Raw genomic sequence first — 24,772 nt, forward strand, 5'->3', positions numbered from 1 at the left:
CCCCACGTGAAAGAGTGCGAGGCAGGGACGAAACGCATGGGGAGGCTGGGGTGCCCGACGAGTTCGACGTGATCGTGATAGGCGCCGGTCCCGCCGGTGAGAACGTCGTGGACCGGGCGGTGCGCGGCGGCCTCACCGCCGCGATCGTGGAGGAGCGGCTGGCCGGCGGCGAGTGCTCCTACTGGGCCTGCGTGCCGAGCAAGGCGCTGCTGCGGCCGGTGGACCTGATGGGCGAGGTGAGCCGCGTGCCCGGCCTGTCGCTCGGCGAGCTCGACGTGGCCGCCGTGCTGGCCCGCCGCGACGAGGCCGTCTCCCGCTACGACGACGGCGGGCAGGTGCGGTGGATCGAGGGCGTGCCGGCCGAGTTCGTCCGGGGGCGGGGGCGGCTCGACGGGCCGAAGCGGGTCCGGGTGACGCTGTCCGACGGCGGCGAGCGGGTGCTGACCGCCCGCCAGGCCGTGGTGCTCGCCACCGGCAGCACGGCGAAGGTGCCGCCGGTGCCCGGCCTGGCCGAGGCCAGGCCGTGGACCAGCCACGAGGTGACGGCGGCCACCGCCGTCCCCGAGCGGCTGGCCGTGCTCGGCGGCGGCGTCGTGGCGTGCGAGATGGCGCAGGCGATGCACGGGCTCGGCGCCCGCCAGACGACGGTGCTCGTGCGCGGCGGCGGGCTGCTCGGCCGGATGGAGCCGTTCGCGGGCGAGATGGTGGCCGAGTCGTTCGCCGAGGCCGGCATCGACGTGCGCACCGGCACCGGCGTGGAGCGGGTGGAGCGGCCCGAGCCCGGCGGGAAGGTGACCGTGCACCTGTCCGACGGGCCGCCGCTGGAGGCCGACGAGCTGCTGGTCGCCACCGGCCGCGAGCCCGCCACCGGCGACCTGGGACTCGCCTCGGTGGGCCTGGCCGACGGCGCGTACGTCGAGGTGGACGACAGCATGCGCGCCACCGGCGTGGCCGAGGGCTGGCTCTACGCCGTGGGCGACGTCAACGGCCGGGCGCTGCTCACCCACATGGGCAAGTACCAGGCCCGGGTGTGCGGCGACGTGATCGCGGCGCGGGCCGGCGGCGACGAGCTGCCCGCGATGCGCGACCTCGCCGACCGCTACGGCGCCCCGCAGGTGGTCTTCACCGACCCGCAGGTCTGCGCGGTCGGCCGTACGGAGGCGGCGGCGGCCAAGGCGGGCATCCGGGCGCGCGCGGTCGACTACGACCTCGGCTCGGTGACCGGGGCCTACCTGCTGGGCGACGGCTACCGCGGCAGGGCCAGAGCGGTCGTGGACGAGGACAGGAAGGTGCTGCTCGGGGCGACGTTCGTCGGGCCCGGGGTCGCCGAGCTGCTGCACGCCGCCACGATCGCGGTCACCGCCGAGGTGCCGATCGACCGGCTCTGGCACGCCGTGCCGTCGTTCCCGACGGTGAGCGAGGTGTGGTTGCGCCTGCTGGAGGCGTACGGGCTCTAGCCGGTCGGGCGGTCGCTGACGGTGCCGTACTCCAGTGTGGGCACCACGCCCCGGACGGGCGCGAGGAGCACCAGCAGCGGCGAGCCGGCCGGGCTCGGCACCTCCAGCTCGGTGAAGTTGCCCTGGGAGCGCTGTTCGGGCACGCCGAGGTCGCCGTCCCGGACGCTGAGGACCTGCTCCACGTGCGGGGCGGCGGCGCGCACCAGCTTTCTGGTGGCGTGCCGCAGCCAGCGCAGCTCGCCGGCGATCCGTCCCCAGGTCGCGGGGATGACGGCGGCCGGCTCCGCCTTGGTGCCGAGCCGGAGGGTGAGCCGGCCGCTGGAGCCGAACGTGTGCGGCAGCACCGGGTTGACCAGGAACAGGTTGGAGCGGAGCTGCCGCGGGCCCTGCCGGCTGAGGTTGACCAGCCCGCCGGCGCTGATCAGCGAGTAGAGCTCGCAGCGGCAGCCGTCGAGCCGGTCGGTGTCGAAGTCGGCCTTGGGCGGCTCCTCGAAGACGACCTTGTCGAGGCGCAGCCCGGCCACGCCGTCGGGCAGCACCCGGTCGGCGAGGAGCTCGCGCACCTCGGGGCTGACGCCGTCGCCCTCCATGATGTCGAGCGCCTCGACGCAGATCAGCCCGTCGTCGGGGATCTCCTCGGCGGACAGGTCGAAGGCGACCCGGGCGTGCGAGCGGCGGCCGCGCAGCAGCACGCACTGGCGCAGCCGGCCCTGCGAGCGGATCTGGATCAGCCGGGGCAGCGGGCCGGCCGGCTCGGTGACGCCCGTGTGCCAGCCGCTCACCGAGTGCTCGTCCACCGACAGGGACACGCGCACCCGCAGCGCGCGGCCCTGTGCGGCGATCTTGAAGCCGGCCAGTCCCGAGGTCTCGAACCGGCCGATGATCTGCGACCCGCGGTGCAGCCGGTCGGTCACCTGGAGGGCGGCGATCTGGCCGCTGAGCAGGTGCGCGGGCGGGATGGCGGGCAGGATGACCTGGTCGAGGTCGGTGGCGGACCCAACGCTGCTCATCGGTTGCTCCTCGCGGGGGTAAGGGTGGTGGACAGCCCTGCCGGATAACGGAAGTCGAAGCGGGTGAGCAGGGGTTCACGCCGCTCCCACATGCGGTGCACCGCGCTGAAGAGAGGGTCGCCGTCGCGCTCGACGTAGCAGAGGTTGACCGCCAGCACGCGCGGGTAGTCGGCGCCGTGCGCCCAGTGCGGCAGGAGCTGTGTGGGCACGTCCGCGCCGCAGCGGCGCATCCACAGCCACAGCCGGCCGCGCTCGCGCTGCTCGGGGCCGAGGATGGTGTCGCCCTTGCCGTGCCTCGCGACGGCCTCCTCCAGCAGCCGCACCTGGTCCGGCGGCGTACGCGCCACGTGGGTGGCGCCGCAGCCGGCGCCCTCCGAGAAGCCGGACTGGATGACGGGGATGCCGAAGGCGGGCAGGTCGCTGTCCCCGAAGCTGACGGCGACGTCGGTGAGGCTCCACAGGATGTTCGTCGACAGCTCGGCCAGACCGGATCTCACGCGGTCGTGGGGGTGCGCGATCGGGTCGGCGAACAGCCAGTTGGCCGAGTCGTCGGAGGCGGCGAACCGCGCGGTGGTCTCGAACAGCTCGGTGTCCCTGCCGGGCACGTGCGCGGTGACCGCGATCGTCGGCAGGTCGGGGTCGAGGCCCAGGCGGGCGCAGCCGTAGTTGCGGAGCTGGCGGCGCTCGGTGTCCGTACGGACCTGGTAGTCGCTCTTGGCCTGCCAGGCCACCCGCTCGGCGCTGGGCCTGATCACCTCGCGCTGCGGCCAGACGTACTGCTCGAAGAAGGCCGCCACGCGGCCGGGCAGCTCCTCCTCGAAGGATCGCGGCCCGTCCTCGGGGAACAGCGCGTACGCCTGGAGCGCGCCGGTGCCGTGCACGTGCACGACCGGGATGTCCCTGGGCACGGCGGGCTCCACCCGTCCGGTCACCAGCGCGACCGGCGGCGTCTCCGGCTGGACATCGGCCGCCGCGCCGAACACCTCGGCGAGCTGCCGGGACTCCGGGTCGCCGAGGACGACCAGGCGCGCCGCGGCGGCGCCGCACACGGCCTTGGCGACCATGAGCGTCCGCACCACGGCTCTGATGTCCTGGTCGTACACTTCCGCTACGACGCATCGCTCGCCACCGGGACTGTCGCTCCAGTAGGCACGGGCGGCGTGGAGCAGCCGATCGAAATGCCCGCCATCTCCGACACGACGCATGAGACCTCCAACGGGCCAGGTAGATATGCCCTGGAAGAGGCTGCCAGAGCGCCCTAAGTCCGCCCCTGCGCCGCGACGACGTTTTGCCGACGCCTGACGGGAACCAGAAGGAACCGTGCCATGCCGCACCGATGTGCCGGAAGTCACGGGAGCTGGAAGTGAACCAACCGGCTCTCGCCGGGGTCAAGCTTTTACATGGAGCACGTCATGCCCGGGTTTAGGATGCACCCTATTGCCACGAAGGGGAGGAATTTCCGCATGGGTTCCCGCATGTCAAGTATCGCGCGACTCACCGCGGCGGCGGTGGCGGCCGGCGTGGTGGCCGCGGCCATCGCACTGCCCGCGGTAGGGGGCACGGGAGCCATGTTCGTGGGCGCCTCGGAGGATCTCGGCATCAAACCCGAGGAGCTCAAGGAGCCTCCGCTGGCCGAGCAGACCACCGTGCTCGACGCCGAGGGCAACGAGATCGCCTGGTTCTACGAGCAGTACCGCAAGACGGTCTCGCTCGACCAGGTCTCCGAGGTGATGAAGGCCGCCATCATCTCCATCGAGGACTACCGCTTCTACGAGCACGGCGCCATCGACATCGAGGGCACCATGCGCGCCCTCGCCAAGAACCTCGCCTCCGGCGGCATCGCCCAGGGCGGCTCGTCGATCACCCAGCAGTACGTCAAGCAGGTGCTGCTCAACTCGGCGACCACCGAGAAGGAGAAGAACGCCGCGCTGGAGGCCAGCTACGCCCGCAAGCTCAAGGAGCTGCGCTACGCGATGGCCGTCGAGGAGAAGTACACCAAGGACGAGATCCTGGAGAAGTACCTCAACATCGCCTACTTCGGCGCCGGCGCGTACGGCGTGGAGGCGGCGGCCCAGCGCTTCTTCGGCGTCAGCGCCGCCAAGCTCACCCTGTCGCAGGCCGCCACCCTCGCCGGCGCGGTGCAGGACCCCAACGCCACCGACCCCAACCTGGGCAAGAAGCAGCGCGCGAAGCTGCTCGACCGCCGCGACGTGGTGCTCAACCGGATGGCGGAGCTGAAGAAGATCACGCAGGAGGAGGCCGACGCGGCCAAGGCCAAGAAGCTCGGCTACAAGGGCACGCCGATCCCGGGCGGCTGCGCCACCAGCAAATACCCGTACTTCTGCATGTACGTGCGCAACGAGATCCTCAGCAACTCCGACTTCGGCAAGACGGCCAAGGCCCGTGAGCAGTTCCTCAACCGCGGCGGCCTGACGATCAAGACCACGATCGACCCGAAGATGCAGAAGGCCGCCGACACGGCCATCAAGAAGCACGTCTTCGCCAGCGACAACCCGGTGGCCTCCGAGGCGCTGGTCCAGCCGGGCACGGGCGCGATCAAGGCGATGGCGGCCAGCCGCGACTACGGCACGAACAAGCGCAAGAAGGAGATGTCCTACAACGTCGTCGCCGACGCGGTGCACGGCGGCGGCGTCGGCTTCCAGGCCGGCTCGACGTTCAAGACCTTCACGCTGCTGACGGCGCTCGACCAGGGTATGAAGATCAACGACGGGTTCACGGTCGGCAGCGGCTACCGCGCCCCCTACTACTCGACGTTCAAGAACTGCAAGGGCGAGAACATCGCCGACCCGAGCCACACCGTCACCAACGACGAGGGCGGCGGCGGCTTCAAGTCGCTGGCCACCGGCACCTGGGGCTCGGTCAACACCTTCTTCATGATGCTGGAGCAGAAGGTGGGGCTCTGCAACGTCGTGAAGACCGCCAAGAGCCTCGGCATCAAGCGCTCCGACGGCCTGGCCCTGCAGGAGTACTCCACGTTCACGCTCGGCATCAACGAGATGGACCCGGTGACCGTGGCCAACGCCTACGCGGCGATCGGCGCGCGCGGCAAGTACTGCGCGCCCATGGCGATCAGCTCGATCAAGGACCGCAACGGCAAGGTCACGACGTACAAGCCGAAGTGCAAGCAGGCGATCGACCCCGAGGTGGCCGACGCGGCGGCGAACATCCTGTCGGGCGTCTTCACCAAGGGCACGATGCGCGGCGTCGGCGGCATCGGCCGCCCGGCGGCGGGCAAGACGGGCACCACCGACTCGCAGGCGACCGCCTGGTTCGCCGGCTTCACCCCGGACCTCGCGGGCGCGGTCAGCATCGGTGACCCGCGCGGCGCGATCAACCACAAGCTCAACAACATCACGATCGGCGGCCGTTACTACGGCTCGGTCTTCGGGGCCTCCATTCCCGGCCCGATCTGGAAGGACACCATGATCGCGGCGTTGAAGGGCGTCCCCGCGACGGACTTCACCCCGGTCAACAACTCCAGGTTCGGCGGGTGCGGGTCGAGCTGCCAGCCGCGGCAGCCGGTCGAGCCCGAGCAGGGCGACGACGGCGACGGTTTCGACGTCCACTTCGGCGGCGGGGACGACTGATCGAAAAGGACCCCTTTTTCAAAGGGTCGGATAACGACAAAACGGACATGGAAATATGCCGGTGATCAACCCTCGGAACAAAAACTCCGAGGGTTGACACCGCTTCTAGCTCCGCAAATTCCGGATGCGTCCGCACAAGGGCACGCACTCTCAGCAAAGGCCCTATTAACAGCGGCGAAACATTGGTAACGTGGGAGCGCTCCCAGGATCTTTCCGCGAGGTGCTCCATGACCGAGCAGCCCACACTGGCACAGGTGGCGGCCGCTGCCGGGGTTTCCCCCGCGACCGCATCAAGAGTCCTCACGGGCTCGGTGCGGGTCAGTACCTCGACCCGCCGCCAAGTCTACGACGCCGTCTCCCGGATGGGTTACGTCCGCCATCGGGCGCCCAGGGGCGCGGCCGCGAAAACCACCGCCGACGGCGTCACCGCCGTGATCTGTGACCACCTTCCCCGACTGTTCTCCGAGCCCTACTACGCCAGGCTCCTGTCCGCGGCCGGCGCGGTGATCGCCGAGCACGGCACCCACCTCATGGTGACCACCGTCACCCCCACCTCCTCGACCCTTCCCGCGCTGTCCGGCGCGGTGCTCATCATCGGCGCGCGCGAGCGCCACCCCCTGGCGATCAAACTGTCCACCTCGGGCATTCCGGTCCGTAACATCGGCCGGCCGCCCCACGACCTCAAACTGCCGTACGCCGACGTCGACAACCTCGACGGCGGACGGCAGGCGGCCGAGCACTTCCTCCTCACCGGCCGCCGCAACGTCGCCGCGATCGGCGGCCCTCCATCGCTGCCCGCCGCCCGCGACCGGCTCGAAGGGCTGGTCCGCACCCTCCAGGCGGCCGGCGCGCCCGACGTGCCCGTGGCCTACGGCGACTTCACCGCGGCCTCCGGCACCCACGCCATGCAGTGGTTGTTACGTCACGCCCCAGGGCTGGACGCCGTCTTCGTCGCCTCCGACCTCATGGCCGCGGGCGCGATCCAGGCGCTGCGCAGGGCCGGGCGCAAGGTGCCCGCCGACGTCGCGGTCATCGGGTTCGACGACGCGCCGGTGGCCAAGCACACCGTCCCCGCGCTGACCACCATCCGCCAGCCCGTCGAGGAACTGGCCACGGTGGCCACCCGGCTGCTCCTCACGGGGGCGGCGGGGGTGGACCCCGTCCTGCCCACGGAACTGGTCGTCCGTGAGTCGGCTTGAGCCAGGGGACGTTCTGGCCCGGCGGTACCTGCTGCTGGATCCGCTGGCCAGAGGCGGCATGTCGATCATCTGGCGTGCCTTCGACCAGTCACTGCACCGGATGATCGCGGTCAAGGTGCTCACCGCCTCCCTGCACACCGACCAGGGTGAGCGGGTGAGCGTGCGCAGCGAGGCCCGTGCCGCCGCCAGGTTCCTCCATCCCGACACGATCGAGATCTACGACTACGGGGAGACCGTCACCCCGCACGGCTCCCTGGCGGCCTACGTGGTGATGCCGCTGCTCGACGGCACGCCGCTGGCCGAACGCATCGAGCGCGGGCCGCTGCCGTGGGCCGAGGCGGCGGCCATCGCCCTCCGCCTGGCCCGCGTCCTCATGGCCGGGCACGCGCGCGGCCTGGTCCACCGGGACGTCACGGCCGAGAACGTGCTGCTCACCGGCGACGGGCCGAAGCTGCTCGACTTCGGCATCGCGGCGTGGGCGGGCGACCCCGAGGACGACCGCGGCACCCCGCCCTACGTCGCCCCCGAACGCCTGCTCGGCGCCCCCACCCACCCCGCCGTGGACGTCTACGCCCTGGGCGTGCTGCTGCACGCCATGCTCACGGGGCGGACGCCGTACCCGGAGACCACGTGGGAGGAGATCGAGGCGGCCCGCCGCACCGCTCCCCCGCCGCGGGTCCCGGGGGTGCCGCACGCCGTGGCCTCGCTCTGCCAGCGCTGCCTCGCGCACCGGCCGGAGGAGCGGCCCACGGCGGCGGAGATCGTCGCGGGGCTCAACTCCGCGCTGGGCTCGGCCTCCCTGGGCCGGCACGTACGCCGGGGCGTGACCGTGGTGGGATCGGCCGCGGTCGCGCTCTCGGCGCTGCTGTGGTTCCAGCAGAACGGGATCCAGCGAGGCGTCGTCCAGCAGCCGTCCACCGGGCCGCAGCAGCAGCAGGAGCGGGTGGTCGCCGAGCCCTCGGTGAGCGCCACCGCCCGCTACCTGGAGAGCACGCCCGCCACGGCCGTCACCGTGGAGCAGGCGGTGACGCGGTTCCAGAGCGTGCTCGAGGCCCGCACGCCGTGCGGCGCGACCGACGCCGACGTCGTCCTCGACCTCAAGCAGGTGCTCCGGAGCACGGTGACGCCGCCGGGGCCGTACGGCACCACCACGCAGAACCTCCGGCAGAAGCTCTCCGACCGGCTGCGGGAGGGCCGGCTCGCGCCGGCCTGCCTGAGCGAGCTGCAGGCCAGGCTCGACGACATCGAGCAGGCGCTCAAGAGGGACTGACGAGCGTTGACGGAGGGGTACGGCAGCACCAGCCGTACCCCTCCTCCACGCGGCCCGCGCCCCTCGCACAAGCGCGCCCGCGCGGGTCTCACGCGCAGGTGTAACCGCTCGGCACCTGCGAGTTCCCGTCCGGCCTGGTGGCCTGGAAGCCGAAGCTGGTCGAGGCGTTCGGGCCGAGGGTGCCGTTGCTGCCCGTGTTCCTGGCCGTGACCGTGGAGCCGCTGACGCTGAGGGTCGCGTTCCACGAGCCGGTGATCGTGTGGCCGGCGGGCAGCGTGAACGTCACCGTCCAGCCGTTCTTCGTCGCCGAGCCGGTGTTGGTCACCGTGACCGGCTGGATGACGTAGCCGTTCTGCCACTGGGTCTGGGTGGTGGCGACGGCCGTGCAGCCGCCTCCCCCGCCGCCCGACAGGGTGGTCACGGTGACGGCGGCGGACTCCGGCGAGAGGTTGCCGGCGGCGTCCCTGGCCCGCACCCGGTAGCGGTAGGTCGTGGACGGGGTCAGGCCGCTGTCGGTGTAGGAGGTCGAGGCGGTGGCGCCGACGACCGAGAAGGCGGAGCTGCCGGTGGCGCGCAGCACGTCGTAGCCGGTCACGCCGACGTTGTCGCTGGAGGCGCCCCAGGTGAGGGTGGTGCCGGTGGAGGTGGTGTTCGCCGCGTTCGGCGTGCCGGGCGTGCTCGGCGGGGTGGTGTCGGTCGTGCCGCCGCCGGAGCCGAAGGAGAAGGAGTTGACGGCCAGGCCCGCGCCGCCGACCCAGGGCTCGAAGCCGGCCTGGACGCTGGTGAGGTACCACGAGCGCTGGGCGTAGCCGCGGCTGATGGCGTCGCTCAGGAAGGTGTTGATCGTGAAGTCGATCGAGGATGTCGGCGAGGTGCGCACGTACGAGATGACGTTCCAGCCGATGTTGCCGTACCAGACCTGCCAGGTGCCGCCGGCCAGGCTGACGGTGCCGATCTGGGAGCCGACGGGCTGGATCGAGCCCGTGTGGTTGAGCCAGACCATGATCTCGGCGCCGGTGTTCTGGCCGTCGGTGCGCGGCGTGGGGTCGAACCAGATGTCGTAGGCGGCGTCCCAGACGCCGCTGCCCGGGTAGGTCATGCTCACGGCGGTGCGCAGCGAGCCGAACGCCGACGAGCTCGCCTGCATGGGCAGGTTGCTGCCGGTGCTGCAGGTCGCATAGTGGCAGCCCGCGTAGATGGCCGGGTAGGAGGCCGGGGCGCCGTTCGTGGCCTTGTTGTGGGCGGCCTGGGTGACGGTGAAGCCGCCGTTCTGGTTGACGTCGATGCACTGCGCGGTGTCGGCGCCCCAGACGTTGTTGATGACGACGTAGCGGCCGTTCTGGACGGTGGTGGAGGCGTACTTGTCGCACAGCACCGGGGCGGCCTGGGCGGGCGCGGCGAACAGGCAACCGGCGAGCAGCGCCAGTAACGCCCCGATGAGCAGTTGGGTGTGCGCGTACCTCATGGCATGTGGCTCCCGCTTCTCGGAGAACAGGGTATATGGGAGCGCTCCCACACAGGAGGCTTCCCGGCGTTCCCCCGTACGGCAAGGGCCCGCATGTAACGACCACCTGCGGCGGGGCGGCCACCAGGGGAAACCGTGACCATGATCGGTTGAAAGTTTCACGGCGCGTTGTCGGAACGGCCCGGCGCGTGGTTCACTGGCGCTGGCCGGGCGGGCTGGGTCGTGGGGCAGTTTCCTCTGTCGTCAGCGCAAGGGAAAGCCCACATGAAAGTAGCGAAGCGGACGGCGATCGCCGCCGTCCTGGTTCTGATCACCACGATCCTGATCGCGCCCACCCCCGCGCAGGCGCACGGCGTCATGATGATGCCGGGCGGCCGCACCTTCCTGTGCTGGCAGGACGGCCTGCGCGAGAACGGCCAGATCATTCCCTACAACCCCGCCTGCTCGGCCGCCGTCGCCCAGAACGGCACCACACCCCTCTACAACTGGTTCGCGGTGCTGCGCTCCGACGGCGCCGGCCGCACCAGCGGATTCATCCCCGACGGCCAGCTCTGCAGCGGCGGCACCGGCGGGCCCTACGACTTCTCGGCCTACAACGCGGTCCGCTCCGACTGGCCGGTGACCCACCTGACCTCGGGCGCGACCATCCAGATGCGGCACAGCAACTGGGCCAAGCACCCCGGCTCGTTCAACTACTACATCACCAAGAACGGCTGGAACCCGAACGCGCCGCTGAAGTGGTCGGACCTGGAGCCGTTCGGCAGCGTCACCAACCCGCCGGACACCGGCCCGGCCGGCGCGCTCAACTACTACTACTGGAACAGCCAGCTCCCGTCCGGCAAGACCGGCCGGCACATCATCTACACGCACTGGGTCCGCTCGGACAGCAACGAGAACTTCTACAGCTGCTCCGACGTCGTCTTCGACGGCGGCAACGGCGAGGTCACCGGCGTCGGCCCGGGCGGCAGCTCGCCCGGCCCCTCCATCACGCCGACGGTGACGTCCACGCCCACGCCGGGCGCCTGCACGGCGACGTGGAAGGCCACCGACACCGGCTGGGCCGGCCACTTCCAGGGCGAGGTGACGGTGAAGAACACCAGCACCTCCAGCCTGAACGGCTGGACGGTCTCCTGGACCTACAGCGGCGGGCAGGGCTTCGACGGCTCGCCGTGGAACGGCGTGCTGAGTAGTCAGCCGCCGAACGTGCAGGTCAAGAACGCCAGTTACAACGGCCAGCTCAGCCCCAACGCCACCACCACGTTCGGGTTCAACGCCACCGGCTCGATCCCGAACCCCGCCCCCACCCTGAGTTGCACCAGCCCGTGATCAAAACCCGTCGCGGGCTCGTCGCGGCGATCATCACCCTGGCCGGCCTGACCCTGGCCGGGGTGATGTTCTTCGCCGCCAGGCAGCCGTCGTCGCAGCTCGATCGAGAGCTCTCCGCGCAGGTCACCAAGATCCTTGAGGAGTCCTCGCCGGACGAGCACCACGCCCACGGCCACGGCACCATCGACACGCGCGTCATCTGCGCCGTGGAGCCGTTCGGCGTCGAACCGGCCGGCGCGAAGTCGCTGGTCGAGGTCACCTGGGTCTACGCCCGCCACCTGTGCGCGGTCACCGGCGAGGGCACGGACTGGGCGCGGTCCGTACGCGCCTCAGGCCCGATCGCCGTCAAGATCAGCATCCCGCCCCAGGTGCGTGTGCCCGAGCCGGGACCCGGCTACCGGGACCGCGTCCTCCGGCTGATCCCCGAGCGCTACCACGCGCAGGCGCTCAAGGAGGAGTTCGCCGACGAGTCGTTCATCGACCTCGCCCGCGAGCGCTTCGCGCAGCAGGCCGGCCGCCGCCAGGGGTGACGACGACACCGGACAACGACACCGGACAACGACAAACGGACGCGGCCGACTGGAGGAATCGACCGCGTCCGTCCCATCCGGGCGGGGATGGTTCATCGGGCAGGATTATGAAATTGTGGCCTCACCTCCTCATACGCAGCGGACGGCCTGAGTGTTCAGCCGGTGCCAGGGGTGCAGGTCACCGGGTCGGGGACGCTCGCGGCGCCGTTCGCGAGGAAGCCGAACGTGGTGCTCGCGCCGGCGGCGAGCGCGCCGTTGTAGCTCTCGTTCCGCACCGTCACCGTGGAGCCCGACTGGGTGAGCCGGCCGCCCCAGATCTGGGTGATGGCGTTCTGGGAGGTCCAGGAGGCCGTCCAGCCGGTGATGGCCGCGGTGCTCGTGTTCTTCACGGTGACCTCGCCCTGGAAGCCGCCGCCCCACGAGTTCGTCACCTTGAACGTCGCCTGGCAGCCGCCCGGGGGCGGCGGCGGCGCGTCCGTGGTGGTGAACGTCGCCGCGTCCGACGGCGGCGAGGTGTTGCCGGCCGCGTCCCTGGCCACCACGGTGACCGAGTAGGACGTGGAAGGGGTGAGCCCCGTCAGGTCGAAGGAGGCGGTCGGGGACGTGCCTGCCTTGGCGGACCCCAGGTAGACGTCGTAACCCGACACGCCCACGTTGTCCGTGGAGGCCGTCCAGGTCAGCCTGGCGGTGGAGCCCGTGATCCCGGATGCCGCGGGCCTGCCCGGCTTGCTGGGCGGGGTGTCGTCCTCTTCCTCCGGACCCGGGGGCTCACCCCAGATCTTGGTGGCGCCGCTGTAGAGGGTGATGTTCGGGGTGCGGACCGGCGTCGCGCCGGGCGTGGTGGGGATGTTCCGGTACGACCAGTCGTTGGCCGGGTCCCACGTGCCCGTGCTGCTGATCCTGAACTGCACCTCCCTGCGGTGCTGCGACTGCCCGGCCGGGGCGATGACCTGCCCGGAGCAGTCGATGGTCACGTAGTGCACGCCGCCGCCCAGCGAGCCGAGGGTGGGCGCCTTGCACTGCGTGTAGGCCGACGACACGCTGATCTGCGAGAGCGTCGTCGAGCCGTCGAGCGTGAAGTAGTAGCGGAACGAGCCGTCGGACAGGACCCGGGCGGGCCAGGCCGACTGGTTGCGGACGATGGCCTTGATCTCCGTGAAGTTCGTGCCCGAGGCGTTCACGCCCGCCTCGACGAAGATCTCGGGGCCGTCCGGGGTCTCCGCCGGCGGGAAGTCCGCCGCGGGCGTGCCCCCGTACTCCTTGTGGAGCCGGGCCAGCGCGCCGGTGAAGGCGGCGTTGTAGTCGGTGGCGACCTCGTTCATGACGTAGTCGTCGCGTTTGTCGGTGTAGGCGTCGTTCGGGTCGGGCGGGCCGCCGACGAGCGCGCCGTACAAGGTGTGGCGGGTCTGCTCGGGGTTGGTGATCTGGTCGGTCCACGAGCCGTGCGCCGTGCGGTGGTGCGGGTTCTTCGGCGGGTTGGCGCCGAACCCGATCATGTACGACGAGTTGCGCGGGTTGTCGCCGAGCGCGTAGTTGATCTGCCGGACCGCGAAGTCGTGGTAGCGGGCCTTGCGCGTGGCGTCGCTGATCGAGTCGCTGTGCACCAGCGCCGCGAACGCGGTGTTGGCCGCGTACCGCAGCGAGCCCCACCGGTCGAGCACGGCCTGCCCGCCCGGCGAGTACGCCACCTTCGACCCGTTGACCCCGACCGTCCACCAGTCGAGCCAGCGGTTGGCGTCGTCCAGGTAGCGCTGCTTGCCGGTGAGCTTGCCGAGCAGCACGTACGCGCCGTACGACTTGTCGTCCCAAGCCAGCGTCCACTTGTACGACTTCGTGGTGCTCTGCGGCTCGTTGGACAGGTTGTCGTAGCCGGCCTCGGCCTTGGCCAGGTAGGAGGCGTCGTTCGTGGCCCGGTAGAGCCAGATCGCGCCCCACACCAGCTCGTCGTTGTAGCCGCTCCAGGAGTTGTAGTAGCCCTGGGCGTCGGTGATGCAGTCGCTGTACTTCTTCCTCACCGTGTCGGCGAAGGCGTAGAGCTGCTTGGCGTGCGTCAGGAGCGTGTCGGCGTAGGCCGCGTTCGTCGGCCTGAAGACGATCGAGGAGGCCGCCATCGCCGCCGCCGTCTCGCCGGCCAGGTCCGACCCGCCGCACGAGGCGTCGATCTTATACGCGGGCCGCGCCATCTGCATCGCCTCGGCCGGACCCCACCAGGCGTGGTCCGCGCCGCCGTTGCCGACCTGCCCGTACAGCACGTTCGCCGACGGGTGGGCCTTGATGAAGTAGTCGTTGACGAACTTCAGGTTGTTCAGCAGGTGGGTGAGCTGGCCGGAGGAGCTGTAGGCGTCGCGGTACTCGACCGCGCCCCAGGCCAGCATGGTGGCGCTGTACGCCATCGGGAGCCCGAACTTCACGTGGTCGCCGGCGTCGTACCAGCCGCCCGTCAGGTCCAGGCCGGCGTCCTTGCCGTCGTTGAGTCCCGAGTCGCCGCGCCAGGAGACGCGGTTCCACGCGGGCAGGTCACCCGACTGCTGGGCCTCGTAGAACCACAGGGACTTCTGCAGGGCCTCGCCGTAGTTGTAGGCGGGCGCGGCGTGGGCGGCGGGGGCCGCCGGCCCTGCCCCTGTGACCAGGGGCAGGACCAGCGACGCCGCAGCGATCAGTGCTGCTTTGCTTGCTGATCTCACGGGAAGAGCCGCCCGTACTCGGCGAGGGCGACGGCGACGTCCACCTGCGCCCAGAACCGGTGGTAGTTGAACACCGGCGCGGGGCCGGTGCCCTTGAGGAAGGCGTCCACCTTCGGCCAGTCCGGGTCGTTCTTGTAGAACGAGCGGATGGAGATGAAGGTCGAGCTGGAGTTGATGGTGTCGCCGTTCGGCATCGTGCCGCTCCAGCCGGACGGGACGTACACCGGGTCGTCGACGCGGTTGTAGTCCGTCTTGGTCTCCGGCACCGACACGCCCTTGGCGTCCCGGTTCTTCCAGACGCCGTCGAGCAGGGCCTTGGCGGTGTTCTTGGCCTCGGTGTGGTTGGCCCGCGCCGCGTAGTACATCAGGGCCTTGGCGTAGGAGCCGGCCACGCCGACGTCCTGCGTGTGGTCCACGACGGTCACGTGCAGGTCGGGGTTGGGCGGGGGCGTGTCGTTCGGCGAGCTGAAGTCGCCGGCCGGCTGACCGGTCCAGCGCAGCGTCGACGGGATCTCGTAGGTGCCGTCGGCGTTGATCGTGGTGTTGTCCAGCGCCCAGGTCACCCACTTGTCGAGGATGGTCTTGGCGTCGGCGTTGCCGGTCTGGTTGTAGAGCGCGGCCACCCGCTCCATCGTCCACGCCTGGAAGCCGAACCACTGGTTCGACGGCGGGTCGTGGTAGACGGGCTGCCAGTCGTAGGTCATGCCGAAGAACTTCGGCAGGCCGCTCGGCGGGCTGGCGTAGTGGCCCTCCCAGCTGTTGGTCGCGCCGCCGGCGATGCCGCCCTCGTCCGACTGGAGCCACTTGTAGAACTGGAGCTGCCGGGTCAGGCTGGTGCTCCAGTCAGCGGCGCCGGTCGAGCTCTTGGGCTTGAGCTCGGCCACGTTGGCGAGCGCCCAGGCCGCGAACGGGTTCTGGTAGCCGGAGTGGTTGTGGCTGGAGCCGATGCGCCAGGCCCACCCGGCGTTGGAGTCGGTCGCGCCGCCCCAGGCGTAGTACCAGGACAGCAGGTACGCCGAGGCGTCCTTGCCGGTCCCCGCCGCGCACGACGTGCTCGTGCAGCCCGGCTTCTTGAAGTACTTGTCGTACATCGCGTAGCGCAGGTAGTCGCCCATCTTGGCGGCCTTGGCCACGCTGGCCGAGACGTCGGCGGTCTTGCCCTGCGCCTTGGCCCAGGTCAGCGCCCAGTAGGCGACCTGGACGGCGCGGGCGTCGGCGTCGGGGGCGTTGGTGTACTTCCACTGCTTGGCGTAGGAGGAGTCCTTGATGAACAGGTCCAGGTAGCCGTTGGGGCCGCCGTGCTCGAAGGTGTCGCAGGACGGCTGCGGGATCGTCTCGAAGACCGACTCCTCGGGCCCGCGCTGGTAGGTGTTGATGTAGGCGGGCTTGGTGGTGCCGTCACCGCACCGGCCGAAGCCGTAGGTGTTGTCGACGTCGAGCAGCCAGTGCATGCCGTAGATGTCGCGGGTGCCGTACGCGCTCTGCAGCTCACTGGCCAGCGGGTCGGTGCCGACGGACACGCCGGAGTCGATCTGCGACGGGTAGCTGCTGATCGAGTTGTACTCGGCCGCGTACGTCGCCGGCTTGGACGGGTTGTAGAAGGAGTTCGTCGGCTGGTCGGCGGTGGCGGGGATGATGTACTTCTCCATCGACGCCCAGGCGGCGTTGAACTTCGACCAGTCGCCGGTGACCTGGCCGTAGGTCGCCTCCAGCCACAGGTAGTAGCTGTATGCCTCGGACGTGGTCTCGTGCCCGTGGTCCGGCGCCTCGACCATGAACGTCTCGACCGAGTGGTACGGCACGCCCTCCGGCGAGAAGTAGCCGTTGGCCGGGTCGTGCAGCTCGTTGTAGAGCTCGACGAAGCGCTGTACGTAGGCGTTGCCGCCGCCGATGTCGTCGTCGGCCTCGCTGACGGTCACGTCGACCGGCGTGTAGCCGCTGGCGCTGACCCGGATCACGGCCGTGCCGCTGGTCGTGTCGGAGTCCTGCGCGGCGGCCAGGGTGACGTTCTGCGCGGTGTTCCAGTTCGACGGCGTGAAGGTGAGGCTCGCGCCGGCGGAGACCGTGATGTCGGCGTCGCCGCTGGCGCGGGCGACGCTCACCGTCACGTTGGCGGAGGGCGCCTGCGACAGCTTGACGCCGAAGGACGCGCTGCCGCCCTCGGCCACCGACAGCGTGGTCGGGCTGACGACCAGGGCCGGGCCGGTGTTCTGCGAGACGGTGATGCCGACCGGCGAGGACGTCGTGGCCGCGCCGCTGTTGTCGGTGGCGCGGGCGGTGATCGAGTAGCTGCCGGCCGCCACGTTCGTCCAGTTGTAGCTGTACGGGGAGGTGGTGTCGGTGCCGAGCAGGGTGCTGCCCTGGTAGAAGTCGACCTTGGCGACCGTGCCGTCGGCGTCGGCGGCGGTGGCCGCGATCGGCACGGTGGCGGGGGCGGTGAAGGTCTGCCCGGCGGTGGGCGAGGTCAGCGAGATCGTGGGCGGGGTGTTGTTGCCGACGCCGCCGCAGGTGACGCCGTTCACGGTGAACGAGGTCGGGTTGGGGTTGCTGCCGGTCCAGGTGCCGTTGAAGCCGATGCTGGTGGAGGCTCCGGTGCCGAGGCTGCCGTTCCACGGCATGTTGGTGCCGGTGACGCGGGTGCCGCTCTGGCTCCAGTTGGCGCCCCAGCCGCTGGGCGTGTACTTCTGCCCGGTGGTCGGGTAGTCGAAGGCGAGCGTCCAGGAGGTGATGGGGTCGCCGGTGTTCTTCAGCGTGATGTTGGCGGTGAAGCCGCCCTGGTTCGGGCCGCTGGTCCACTGGTTGGCAGCGTAGGTCACGTCGCACGCCACCGCGGCCTGGGCGGGAGCGGCCGCCACGGCCGTGGTCGCGCCGGCCACGAGGACGAGGGTCGTGGCCACGGCGAGCCGCCTCGACAATCGCGTCAGAAGGGGCGGGGATCTGAATTTCACGGGGTCTCCAGGGAGTAGGGGGTGTGGGAGCGCTCCCAATCGGGATTGTGGGTGTGCTCCGGCGTATGTCAACGAAATGCCCGCGCGGTAACCCCTCTGTTTCCTCTCACCTGGCTGCCCTAGATGAAAGTTTCATCAACGTTGAAGGGCATTCACGGAGCATGCGGGGCCCCGGACGGCGGCGCGCGGACGTCGCTCTGTACACCGTCCCGACGGCGGCTCACGATGGGAGCGCTCCCAGCCACCTAGCAGCACTGGAGATGATCGCTCGTGAGACTCCAACGCGGCCTCCGCAAATGGGCCGTGACCGTGACCGCCGCGAGTGTCGCGGCCCTGGGGCTCGTCGTCGGGCAGAGCACGGCCGCGAACGCCGCGGTCGCCTGCGACGTGACCTACACTGCCAACTCGTGGACGAGCAGCCCTGGTCAGGGCGGTTTCACCGCGAACATCACGTTGAAGAACACCGGCGACCCGATCACGTCGTGGTCCCTGGCCTTCGACTACCCGACCACCGGGCAGAAGTACACGCCCAGCGGCTGGGGCGCCAACTGGAGCCAGAGCGGCACCCGCGTCACCGGCACCAACATGCCCTACAACGGCAGCCTCGCGACCGGAGCCTCCACCAGCATCGGCTTCAACGGCACCTGGACCGGCACCAACCCCAACCCCACGTCGTTCAGCGTCAACGGCGTGACCTGCGGCGGCACCGGCCCGACCACGCCCTCCGTGGTGCTGTCGGCCAGCTCGGTCGCCGTCAACGAGGGCTCGACCGCCACGTTCACCGCGCGCCTCTCCTCCGCGCCCAGCTCGAACGTCACCGTCACCACCGCCCGTACCAGCGGTGACACCGACCTGACCGTCAGCTCGGGCGCCTCGCTCACCTTCACCCCGAGCAACTGGAACACCGCGCAGACGGTCACCCTGGCCGCGGCCCAGGACGCCGACACCACCGCGGGCACCGCGAGCTTCAGCGTCGGCGGCAGCGGCGTCACAGGCGCCACGCTCACCGCGACCGAGGTGGACGACGACGCCACGGTCGAGCAGTCGATCATCGTGACGCCGACCTCGGTGACCGTGCCCGAGGGCTCGACCGGCACGTTCACCGCGCGCCTGGCCGCCCAGCCCTCCTCCGGCGTGACCGTCACCACGACGGCCGGCAGCGGCGACACCGACCTCACCGTCAGCTCGGGCGCCTCGCTCAGCTTCACCACGTCGAACTGGAACACCCCGCAGACGGTCACCCTGGCCGCCGCGCAGGACTCCGACACGACCAACGGCAGCCGCACGTTCACCGTCGCCGCCACCGGCCTGACCTCGCGTACGGTCACCGCCACCGAGGCCGACGACGACGGCGGCCCCACCCCCGTCCACGTGGAGAACCCGTACGCCGGCGCCACCGGCTACGTGAACCCCAACTGGAGCGCCAAGGCCGCGGCCGAGCCCGGCGGCTCGGCGGTCGCCAACACCTCCACCGCCGTGTGGATGGACCGCATCGCCGCCATCGCCGGCTCCAGCAGCGTCATGGGCCTGCGCGCCCACCTCGACGAGGCCGTCCGGCAGGACGCCGCCAACGGCTCCACGCCGCTGACCATCCAGGTCGTCATCTACGACCTGCCCAACCGCGACTGCTCGGCGCTGGCCTCCAACGGCGAGCTGCGCATCTCGCAGGACGGCTTCAACCGCTACAAGACGGAGTACATCGACCCGATCGCGGCCATCCTCCGCGACTCCGCCTACGCGAACCTGCGCATCGTCACCATCATCGAGCCCGACTCGCTGCCGAACCTCGTCACCAACCTCAACAACTTCGCGGACTGCCGCGAGGCCAACGGCCCCGGCGGCTACCGTGACGGCGTCCGGTACGCGCTCGACAAGCTCCACGCCATCACCAACGTCTACACCTACATCGACGCCGCCCACCACGCCTGGCTCGGCTGGGACTCGAACTTCGGGCCCGCCGTCAACCTCTTCTACGAGACCGTCGCCGGCACCGCCGCCGGCGTGGACAGCGTGGACGGCTTCATCGTCAACACCGCCAACTACTCGGCCACGACCGAGCCGCACTTCACCATCGACACCATGCTGGGCAGCACCTCGGTCCGCCAGTCCAAGTGGGTGGACTGGAACTGGTACGTGGACGAGCAGTCCTTCGCCCTCGCCCTGCGCACCGCCCTGATCTCCAAGGGCTTCCGCTCCGGGCTCGGCATGCTGATCGACACCTCGCGCAACGGCTGGGGCGGCACCGCCCGCCCGTCCGGGCCGAGCACCTCGACCAACGTGGACGAGTTCGTGAACGGCTCGCGCGTCGACCGCCGCATCCACGCCGGCAACTGGTGCAACCAGAGCGGCGCCGGCCTGGGCGCCCGCCCGACCGCCGCCCCCGTCGCCGGTCTCGACGCCTACGTCTGGATCAAGCCTCCGGGCGAGTCCGACGGCGCCAGCGAGGACATCCCGAACGACGAGGGCAAGAGGTTCGACCGGATGTGCGACCCGACGTACACCGGCAACAGCCTCAACGGCAACAACATGTCCGGCGCCAAGGCGGGCGCCCCGCTCTCCGGCCAGTGGTTCTCCGCGCAGTTCCGCGAGCTGCTGGCGAACGCCTACCCGCCGGTCAACTGAGGACGCCGTCGCCTTCGGCGGACGCCGTCACCTGAACCCGGCCGGCCGGGACCCCGCCTGACCCGGGGCTCCGGCCGGCCAGAGGGACCCGCCTGACCCGGGCCCCTCGGCCCACCGGAACGGGGTCCGGGCCTTCGCGCCCGGGCCCCGTTCCCACGCGGAGCCCGGGGATCAGCCCTGGGCCCGCCGCCACTCCGAGATCTCCTCGTCCACGTCGTAAGGCATGAGGTTGAGCGGCGGCCCCGGCAACCCCGTCCTGATCGCCTCCCGGATCCGCTCGTTGATCGCCTCCAGGACGCGCCGCACCTCGGCCTCGGTCCGCGCCCCGCGCGCCTCCCGCAGCGCCTCCTCCGCGTCCCTGCGCAGCGCCAGCGTGGGCGGCAGCGGCATGGCGAGCCCTTCGCTCTCCACCTTCTGCTTGATCCACCACATGTCGTCCTGCGGTTTGTCCAGCCCCGGCAGCGGCTTGCCCGCGCCCGGCAGGTCGTCGAACTCCCCGCGCTCCTCCGCCTCGCGGATCTGCCGGTCGATCCAGCTCTCGAAGGGCATCCCGATCGGCTTGCGGTCGCTCACGCGCGCTCCTTCACGCCAGGTTGTGGCTGGGCGCGAGGGGGGCACGCCAGCCGAGGACGGCTTCGGTCATGCGTACGGAGGCGACGGTCGCGGGCACGTCGTGCACCCGCAGGATCCGCGCCCCCTTGAGGACGGCGACGACGTTGGCGGCGATGGTGCCCTCGGCCCGCTGTCCCTGCGGCCGGTCGAGCGTCTCGCCGATGAAGTCCTTGTTGGACAGCGCGACCAGCGTCGGGTAGCCGATCGCGGTGATCTCCTCCAGGCGGCGGGTCAGCTCCAGCGAGTGGAAGGTGTTCTTGTTGAGGTCGTGGCCGGGGTCGATGATGATCTTGTCGGGGGCGATGCCGGCCTCCAGCGCGTACGCCACCCGCTCCCGCAGGAAGCCCGCGACCTCCGCCACGACGTCGTCGTAGCTGGGCCGGAAGACGCGCCGGCCGGGGCCGCCCAGGCTGTGGGTGACCACGACGCCGGCCCCGGTGGCGGCGGCCACCTCGGCGAGGCCCGGCTCGCGCAGCCCGTTGGTGTCGTTGATGACGTCGGCGCCCGCCTCGATGGCCGCCCGCGCGACCTCGGGGCGGTGGGTGTCGACCGAGATGACCGCGTCGGTGACGGCCCGGACCTCGGCGATGACGGGGGCCACCCGGTCGATCTCCTCCGCGGCGCCGATGCCGGCCTGCGCGGCGCTGAAGGCGAAGCCGCCGATGTCGACCCAGTCGGCGCCCTCGTCGACCGCCCGCCTGGCCGCCGCGACGGCGCTGTCCAGGGCGTAGGTGCGGCCCTGGTCGTGGAAGGAGTTGGGGGTGCGGTTGACGATCGCCATCACGGCGACCTGGCGCGCGAAGTCGAACTCCCGCCGGCCGATGCGCCGGACCGGGGCGATGATCGCGGGGGAAGTCTGCTCGCGGCTCACCCTTCGACCCTACCTGCCGCTACGCGGGGGCCGCCGGGCGGCGGGGGCCTGCCCGGCGGCGCGGACTCAGGACGGGCTCAGGCGGACTCAGGACGGGCTCAGGCGGGCTCAGGCGGGCTCCACGCACGCGGGCTCAGGCGGTGAAGCGGCCCGGCGGGCGGCTGTCACCGGCGACCCTGATGCGTCGCATGTGCCCGCGCGCGCCGTGCCCCGGGACCTTCGGCAGCCGCATGGTGATGCGGACCGTCGTGCCGAACGGCCCGGTCCTGAAGTCCACCATGTCGCACAGGCGGCGGATGAGGTAGATCCCGCGCCCGTCGTAGCTCATGTCGGAGGGCCGGTGATCGCCGGCCACGTACCCCTCGGGGATGCCCTCCCCCCGGTCGGTGGTCTCGCAGCGGAGCACGCCGTCCACGGTCCACAGCTTGATGTGCCCGTGCCCGCCCGCGTGCTCGACGGCGTTGACCACGCTCTCGTGCACGGCGAGGACGAAGTCGTCCAGGCGCGGCCCGCTCAGCCCGCACCGCTCGGCCTCCTCGGCCACCTTACGGCGGAGCCTGGTCACGTCCTTGAGCGTGAAGGGCTGGGTCAGAAGGGTGCGCATGGCAGGCTCCTCCGACCTGGCCTGCGCCCGCCGGCGCGCGGCGGCGTCCGGCGGAGGCGCGCCGCCTCGGCCGGACTGGCTCAGATCGGGACGATCGACGTGGAGGACCTGGCGGAAACCGGTCCGGGGAAAAGGGTCCATGGCGTTCCTCCGTGTCAGTAGTGACACCCGGGGCCGCGCCTCAGGACCTCGCGTTCCCCCGTCCTCTTCCCATGAGGACGGGGATCACACTCCGCGTTCTCCACGGATCCGCGTCACGGGCGGGCGCCCATGCCGGAGGCGAACTCCTTCATACGGCCGGCCGGGCCGCCGTCGGGGGCGAGCGGCGCGGTGTCCATGCCGGCGCCGTCGTGCAGTCCTTCGAACAGCTCGCGCATGGCGTCCAGCGACGAGTGCCGCGGCCGCCAGCCCAGCACCTCGCGGGCGCGGTCGGTGCTCATGACCGGCAGCCGCATGGCCAGGTCGAGCAGCCCCGGCGAGGCGGGCACCAGCCTGAGCCGCCAGGCCACCGCGACGGCCGCCTTGGCGAGCCCCCGCGGCACCGGCACGGTACGGGTGCCGAGCAGCTCGGCGAGGTCGCCGGGCGTGAGCACGGGTTCGGCGGCGATGTTGAACGCCCCCCTGACCTCGCGCACGACCGCGAGGCGGTAGGCCTCGGCCGCGTCCTCGGCGTGCAGCACCTGGAGGCGCAGCCCGGGGATGTCCGGCACGAACGGGACGTGCCCCGCGCCGATCAGCCGCCGCGGCACCAGCGGTCCGGCGAACAGCCTGCGCTGCTCGGACGCCGCCGCCCGCTGGAAGATGAAGCCGGGCCGCATCCGCACCACGCGGATGCCGGGGTGGTCGTGCTCGAAGACGTCGAGCACCCGCTCGACGTACGCCTTCTCCCGCCCGTAGGCGGCGCCGGGCCACCCGTGGGTGGGCCAGCTCTCGTCCACCCGCCGGTCCTTGGGCCCCGGCGAGTACGCGCCCACGGACGAGGCGTGCACCAGCGCCTGCACCCCGGCCTCGGCGGCGGCGCGGAAGACCCGCATGCTGCCGAGCACGTTGGCCCGCCAGGTCGTCGCCGGGTCCCTGGTCGGCTGGAACAGCCACGCCAGGTGGACCACGGCGTCCGCCCCGTCGAAGATCCGGGCCAGGTCGGCGGAGGCCACGTCGGCCTGCCGCCATTCGGTGCGGTCGACGCGCCAGCCGGGAAGCCGCCGCGCGACCCCGACGATCGAGGTCACCCGCTCGTCGACGCTCAGCGCGCGCACCAGGCTGGTGCCGACGTTCCCGGTTGCTCCCACCACGACGACTCTCATGGAGGCTCCGCTGCCCGCTCTCCGTCCGGTGAAACGCCCATCAGGGCCGCAGGAGCACCTTGATGGCTCCGTCGGCCTTCTTCTGGAACATTTCGTACGCCTTTGCCGCTTCTTCCAGCGGCATCCGGTGGGTGGTGAAGTCCATGACGCCGAGCGGGTCGGCGTCGTCGGTCACCAGCGGCATCAGCGGGCTGATCCAGCGCCGCACGTGCGCCTGCCCCATGCGCACGGTGACGCCCTTGTCGAACATGCGGAGCATGGGCAGCGGGTCGGTCATGCCGCCGTACACGCCGATGACGGAGATCACGCCGCCCCGGCGCACGCTCTCCACGGCCTGGTGGAACGCGGCCAGGCGGTCCACGCCCGCGTGGGCCATGAGCGGGGCCGCGAGCGCGTCGGGCAGCAGGCCGGTGAGGGTCTGCGCGATCTTGGCGGCGGGCGAGCCGTGGGCCTCCATGCCGACGGCGTCGATCACCGAGTCGGTGCCGCGACCGGCCGTGCGGTCGCGGATCTCGTCGGCCACGGCGGGCGTCTCGCTCGCGTCGACGACCTCGATCCCGTGGCGGGCGGCCAGCTCCAGCCGGGCCATGACGCCGTCGACGCCGATCACGCGGTGGCCGAGGTGCCGGGCGATGCGGGCGCACATCTGGCCGATGGGGCCGAGCCCGAGCACGGTCACGCTGCCGCCGTCGGGGATCTCCGCGAACGCGACCGCCTGCCACGCCGTGGGCAGCACGTCGGACAGGTAGACGAACCGCTCGTCGGGCGGGCCCTCCGGCACCCGGATGGGGCCGAACTGGGCCTCGGGCACGCGCAGGTACTCGGCCTGGCCGCCGGGGACCTGGCCGTAGAGGCGGGTGTAGCCGAACAGGGCGGCGCCGGTGCCCTGTTCGCGCACCTGGGTGGTCTCGCACTGGGCGTACAGCTCCATGCCGCACATGTGGCAGTGGCCGCAGGAGATGGTGAAGGGGATGACGACGCGGTCGCCGGGTTTGACGTGGGTGACGTCCGGGCCGACCTCCTCGACGACGCCCATGGCCTCGTGGCCGAGGATGTCGCCCTCGGCCATGAACGGGCCGAGCACCTCGTACAGGTGGAGGTCGGAGCCGCAGATGCCGGTGCTGGTCACCCTGATGACCGCGTCGTTGGGCTCCTTGATGACCGGGTCGGGGACGTCCTCGACGCGCACGTCGCGCTTGCCGTGCCAGGTGACTGCTCTCATGCACAGCGCATACCCCCATAAAAGCCACTAAACGGACGGC

Annotated in this window: 17 protein-coding genes; 7 read left to right on the plus strand and 10 right to left on the minus strand. The window is 71.1% G+C overall.

What is annotated here, in order from left to right:
* Positions 1-50: 50 nt before the first annotated feature.
* Positions 51-1,457 carry a dihydrolipoyl dehydrogenase family protein gene (locus Nocox_RS40705; protein ID WP_020543312.1) on the plus strand — a complete coding sequence of 469 codons (1,407 nt, stop codon included), beginning with the start codon at positions 51-53 and terminating at the stop codon, positions 1,455-1,457.
* Here the strand turns inward: Nocox_RS40705 and Nocox_RS40710 are convergent.
* Together Nocox_RS40710 and Nocox_RS40715 are read right to left on the minus strand one after the other, a co-directional pair.
* Positions 1,454-2,467, minus strand: coding sequence for a hypothetical protein (locus Nocox_RS40710; protein WP_020543313.1), 1,014 nt, complete (start codon positions 2,465-2,467; stop codon positions 1,454-1,456). The genes Nocox_RS40705 and Nocox_RS40710 overlap by 4 nt on opposite strands.
* Positions 2,464-3,570, minus strand: coding sequence for a hypothetical protein (locus Nocox_RS40715; protein ID WP_020543314.1), 1,107 nt, complete (start codon positions 3,568-3,570; stop codon positions 2,464-2,466). The genes Nocox_RS40710 and Nocox_RS40715 overlap by 4 nt, the downstream gene beginning before the upstream one ends.
* 372 nt (positions 3,571-3,942) lie before the next feature.
* Between Nocox_RS40715 and Nocox_RS40720 the strand changes: the two genes are divergently transcribed.
* The 3 genes from Nocox_RS40720 to Nocox_RS40730 all read left to right on the plus strand — a co-directional run bounded on the left by Nocox_RS40720 (position 3,943) and on the right by Nocox_RS40730 (position 8,544).
* On the plus strand, positions 3,943-6,075 hold the full coding sequence (locus tag Nocox_RS40720; RefSeq protein WP_157383057.1) for a transglycosylase domain-containing protein: 2,133 nt from the start codon (positions 3,943-3,945) through the stop codon (positions 6,073-6,075).
* 227 nt (positions 6,076-6,302) lie between these two features.
* On the plus strand, positions 6,303-7,274 hold the full coding sequence (locus Nocox_RS40725) for a LacI family DNA-binding transcriptional regulator (RefSeq protein WP_026214357.1): 972 nt from the start codon (positions 6,303-6,305) through the stop codon (positions 7,272-7,274).
* Complete coding sequence (locus Nocox_RS40730; RefSeq protein WP_157383058.1) at positions 7,261-8,544, plus strand: serine/threonine-protein kinase; 1,284 nt, start codon at positions 7,261-7,263, stop codon at positions 8,542-8,544. Before Nocox_RS40725 ends, Nocox_RS40730 begins: the two co-directional genes overlap by 14 nt.
* An 88-nt stretch (positions 8,545-8,632) precedes the next feature.
* Here the strand turns inward: Nocox_RS40730 and Nocox_RS40735 are convergent, their stop codons facing one another.
* Complete coding sequence (locus Nocox_RS40735; protein ID WP_020543318.1) at positions 8,633-10,009, minus strand: glycoside hydrolase family 12 protein; 1,377 nt, start codon at positions 10,007-10,009, stop codon at positions 8,633-8,635.
* Positions 10,010-10,273: 264 nt separating this feature from the next.
* Here Nocox_RS40735 and Nocox_RS40740 point away from each other — a divergent pair, with 264 nt between their 5' ends.
* Positions 10,274-11,335, plus strand: coding sequence for a lytic polysaccharide monooxygenase auxiliary activity family 9 protein (locus tag Nocox_RS40740; RefSeq protein ID WP_020543319.1), 1,062 nt, complete (start codon positions 10,274-10,276; stop codon positions 11,333-11,335).
* Positions 11,332-11,865: a hypothetical protein gene (locus Nocox_RS40745; RefSeq protein ID WP_020543320.1), complete on the plus strand. Its 534-nt coding sequence runs from the start codon at positions 11,332-11,334 to the stop codon at positions 11,863-11,865. The genes Nocox_RS40740 and Nocox_RS40745 overlap by 4 nt, the downstream gene beginning before the upstream one ends.
* Before the next feature lie 155 nt (positions 11,866-12,020).
* Here the strand turns inward: Nocox_RS40745 and Nocox_RS40750 are convergent, their stop codons facing one another.
* Positions 12,021-14,603 (minus strand): glycoside hydrolase family 9 protein, encoded by a 2,583-nt coding sequence (locus Nocox_RS40750; RefSeq protein WP_026214358.1) that lies wholly within the window; start codon positions 14,601-14,603, stop codon positions 12,021-12,023.
* Positions 14,546-17,446: a glycoside hydrolase family 48 protein gene (locus Nocox_RS40755; protein ID WP_246649691.1), complete on the minus strand. Its 2,901-nt coding sequence runs from the start codon at positions 17,444-17,446 to the stop codon at positions 14,546-14,548. Before Nocox_RS40755 ends, Nocox_RS40750 begins: the two co-directional genes overlap by 58 nt.
* A 321-nt stretch (positions 17,447-17,767) precedes the next feature.
* On the opposite strand from Nocox_RS40755, the gene Nocox_RS44055 reads away from it, so the two are divergent.
* Positions 17,768-20,119, plus strand: a complete 2,352-nt coding sequence (locus Nocox_RS44055; RefSeq protein ID WP_219495553.1) for a glycoside hydrolase family 6 protein — start codon at positions 17,768-17,770, stop codon at positions 20,117-20,119.
* 171 nt (positions 20,120-20,290) lie between these two features.
* On the opposite strand, the gene Nocox_RS40765 is transcribed toward Nocox_RS44055, so the two are convergent.
* The 5 genes from Nocox_RS40765 to Nocox_RS40785 form a co-directional block, all read right to left on the minus strand.
* A complete protein-coding gene (locus Nocox_RS40765) occupies positions 20,291-20,692 on the minus strand; it encodes a DnaJ family domain-containing protein (protein WP_020540764.1) in 402 nt (133 codons plus the stop codon).
* Between the two features lie 10 nt (positions 20,693-20,702).
* A complete protein-coding gene (gene folP, locus Nocox_RS40770; protein ID WP_020540765.1) occupies positions 20,703-21,602 on the minus strand; it encodes a dihydropteroate synthase in 900 nt (299 codons plus the stop codon).
* Positions 21,603-21,735: 133 nt separating this feature from the next.
* Entirely contained in the window at positions 21,736-22,206 is a 471-nt protein-coding gene (locus tag Nocox_RS40775) for an ATP-binding protein (protein ID WP_020540766.1), read from the minus strand.
* A 254-nt stretch (positions 22,207-22,460) separates the two neighbouring features.
* Positions 22,461-23,510: an NAD-dependent epimerase/dehydratase family protein gene (locus tag Nocox_RS40780; protein WP_026213845.1), complete on the minus strand. Its 1,050-nt coding sequence runs from the start codon at positions 23,508-23,510 to the stop codon at positions 22,461-22,463.
* Between the two features lie 40 nt (positions 23,511-23,550).
* Positions 23,551-24,732 (minus strand): zinc-dependent alcohol dehydrogenase, encoded by a 1,182-nt coding sequence (locus Nocox_RS40785; RefSeq protein WP_026213846.1) that lies wholly within the window; start codon positions 24,730-24,732, stop codon positions 23,551-23,553.
* Positions 24,733-24,772: the final 40 nt, after the last annotated feature.

The organism is Nonomuraea coxensis DSM 45129, from assembly GCF_019397265.1.
Taxonomy (GTDB): Bacteria; Actinomycetota; Actinomycetes; order Streptosporangiales; family Streptosporangiaceae; genus Nonomuraea; species Nonomuraea coxensis.

What these genes read in the sequence shown, in the direction of transcription:
- Nocox_RS40785 (WP_026213846.1), bottom strand. Translation starts at nt 24,732, where the DNA reads ATGAGAGCAGTCACCTGGCACGGCAAGCGCGACGTGCGCGTCGAGGAC.
- Nocox_RS40725 (WP_026214357.1), top strand. Translation starts at nt 6,303, where the DNA reads ATGACCGAGCAGCCCACACTGGCACAGGTGGCGGCCGCTGCCGGGGTT.
- Nocox_RS40710 (WP_020543313.1), bottom strand. Translation starts at nt 2,467, where the DNA reads ATGAGCAGCGTTGGGTCCGCCACCGACCTCGACCAGGTCATCCTGCCC.
- Nocox_RS40735 (WP_020543318.1), bottom strand. Translation starts at nt 10,009, where the DNA reads ATGAGGTACGCGCACACCCAACTGCTCATCGGGGCGTTACTGGCGCTG.
- Nocox_RS40720 (WP_157383057.1), top strand. Translation starts at nt 3,943, where the DNA reads ATGTCAAGTATCGCGCGACTCACCGCGGCGGCGGTGGCGGCCGGCGTG.
- Nocox_RS40740 (WP_020543319.1), top strand. Translation starts at nt 10,274, where the DNA reads ATGAAAGTAGCGAAGCGGACGGCGATCGCCGCCGTCCTGGTTCTGATC.
- Nocox_RS40780 (WP_026213845.1), bottom strand. Translation starts at nt 23,510, where the DNA reads ATGAGAGTCGTCGTGGTGGGAGCAACCGGGAACGTCGGCACCAGCCTG.
- Nocox_RS40775 (WP_020540766.1), bottom strand. Translation starts at nt 22,206, where the DNA reads ATGCGCACCCTTCTGACCCAGCCCTTCACGCTCAAGGACGTGACCAGG.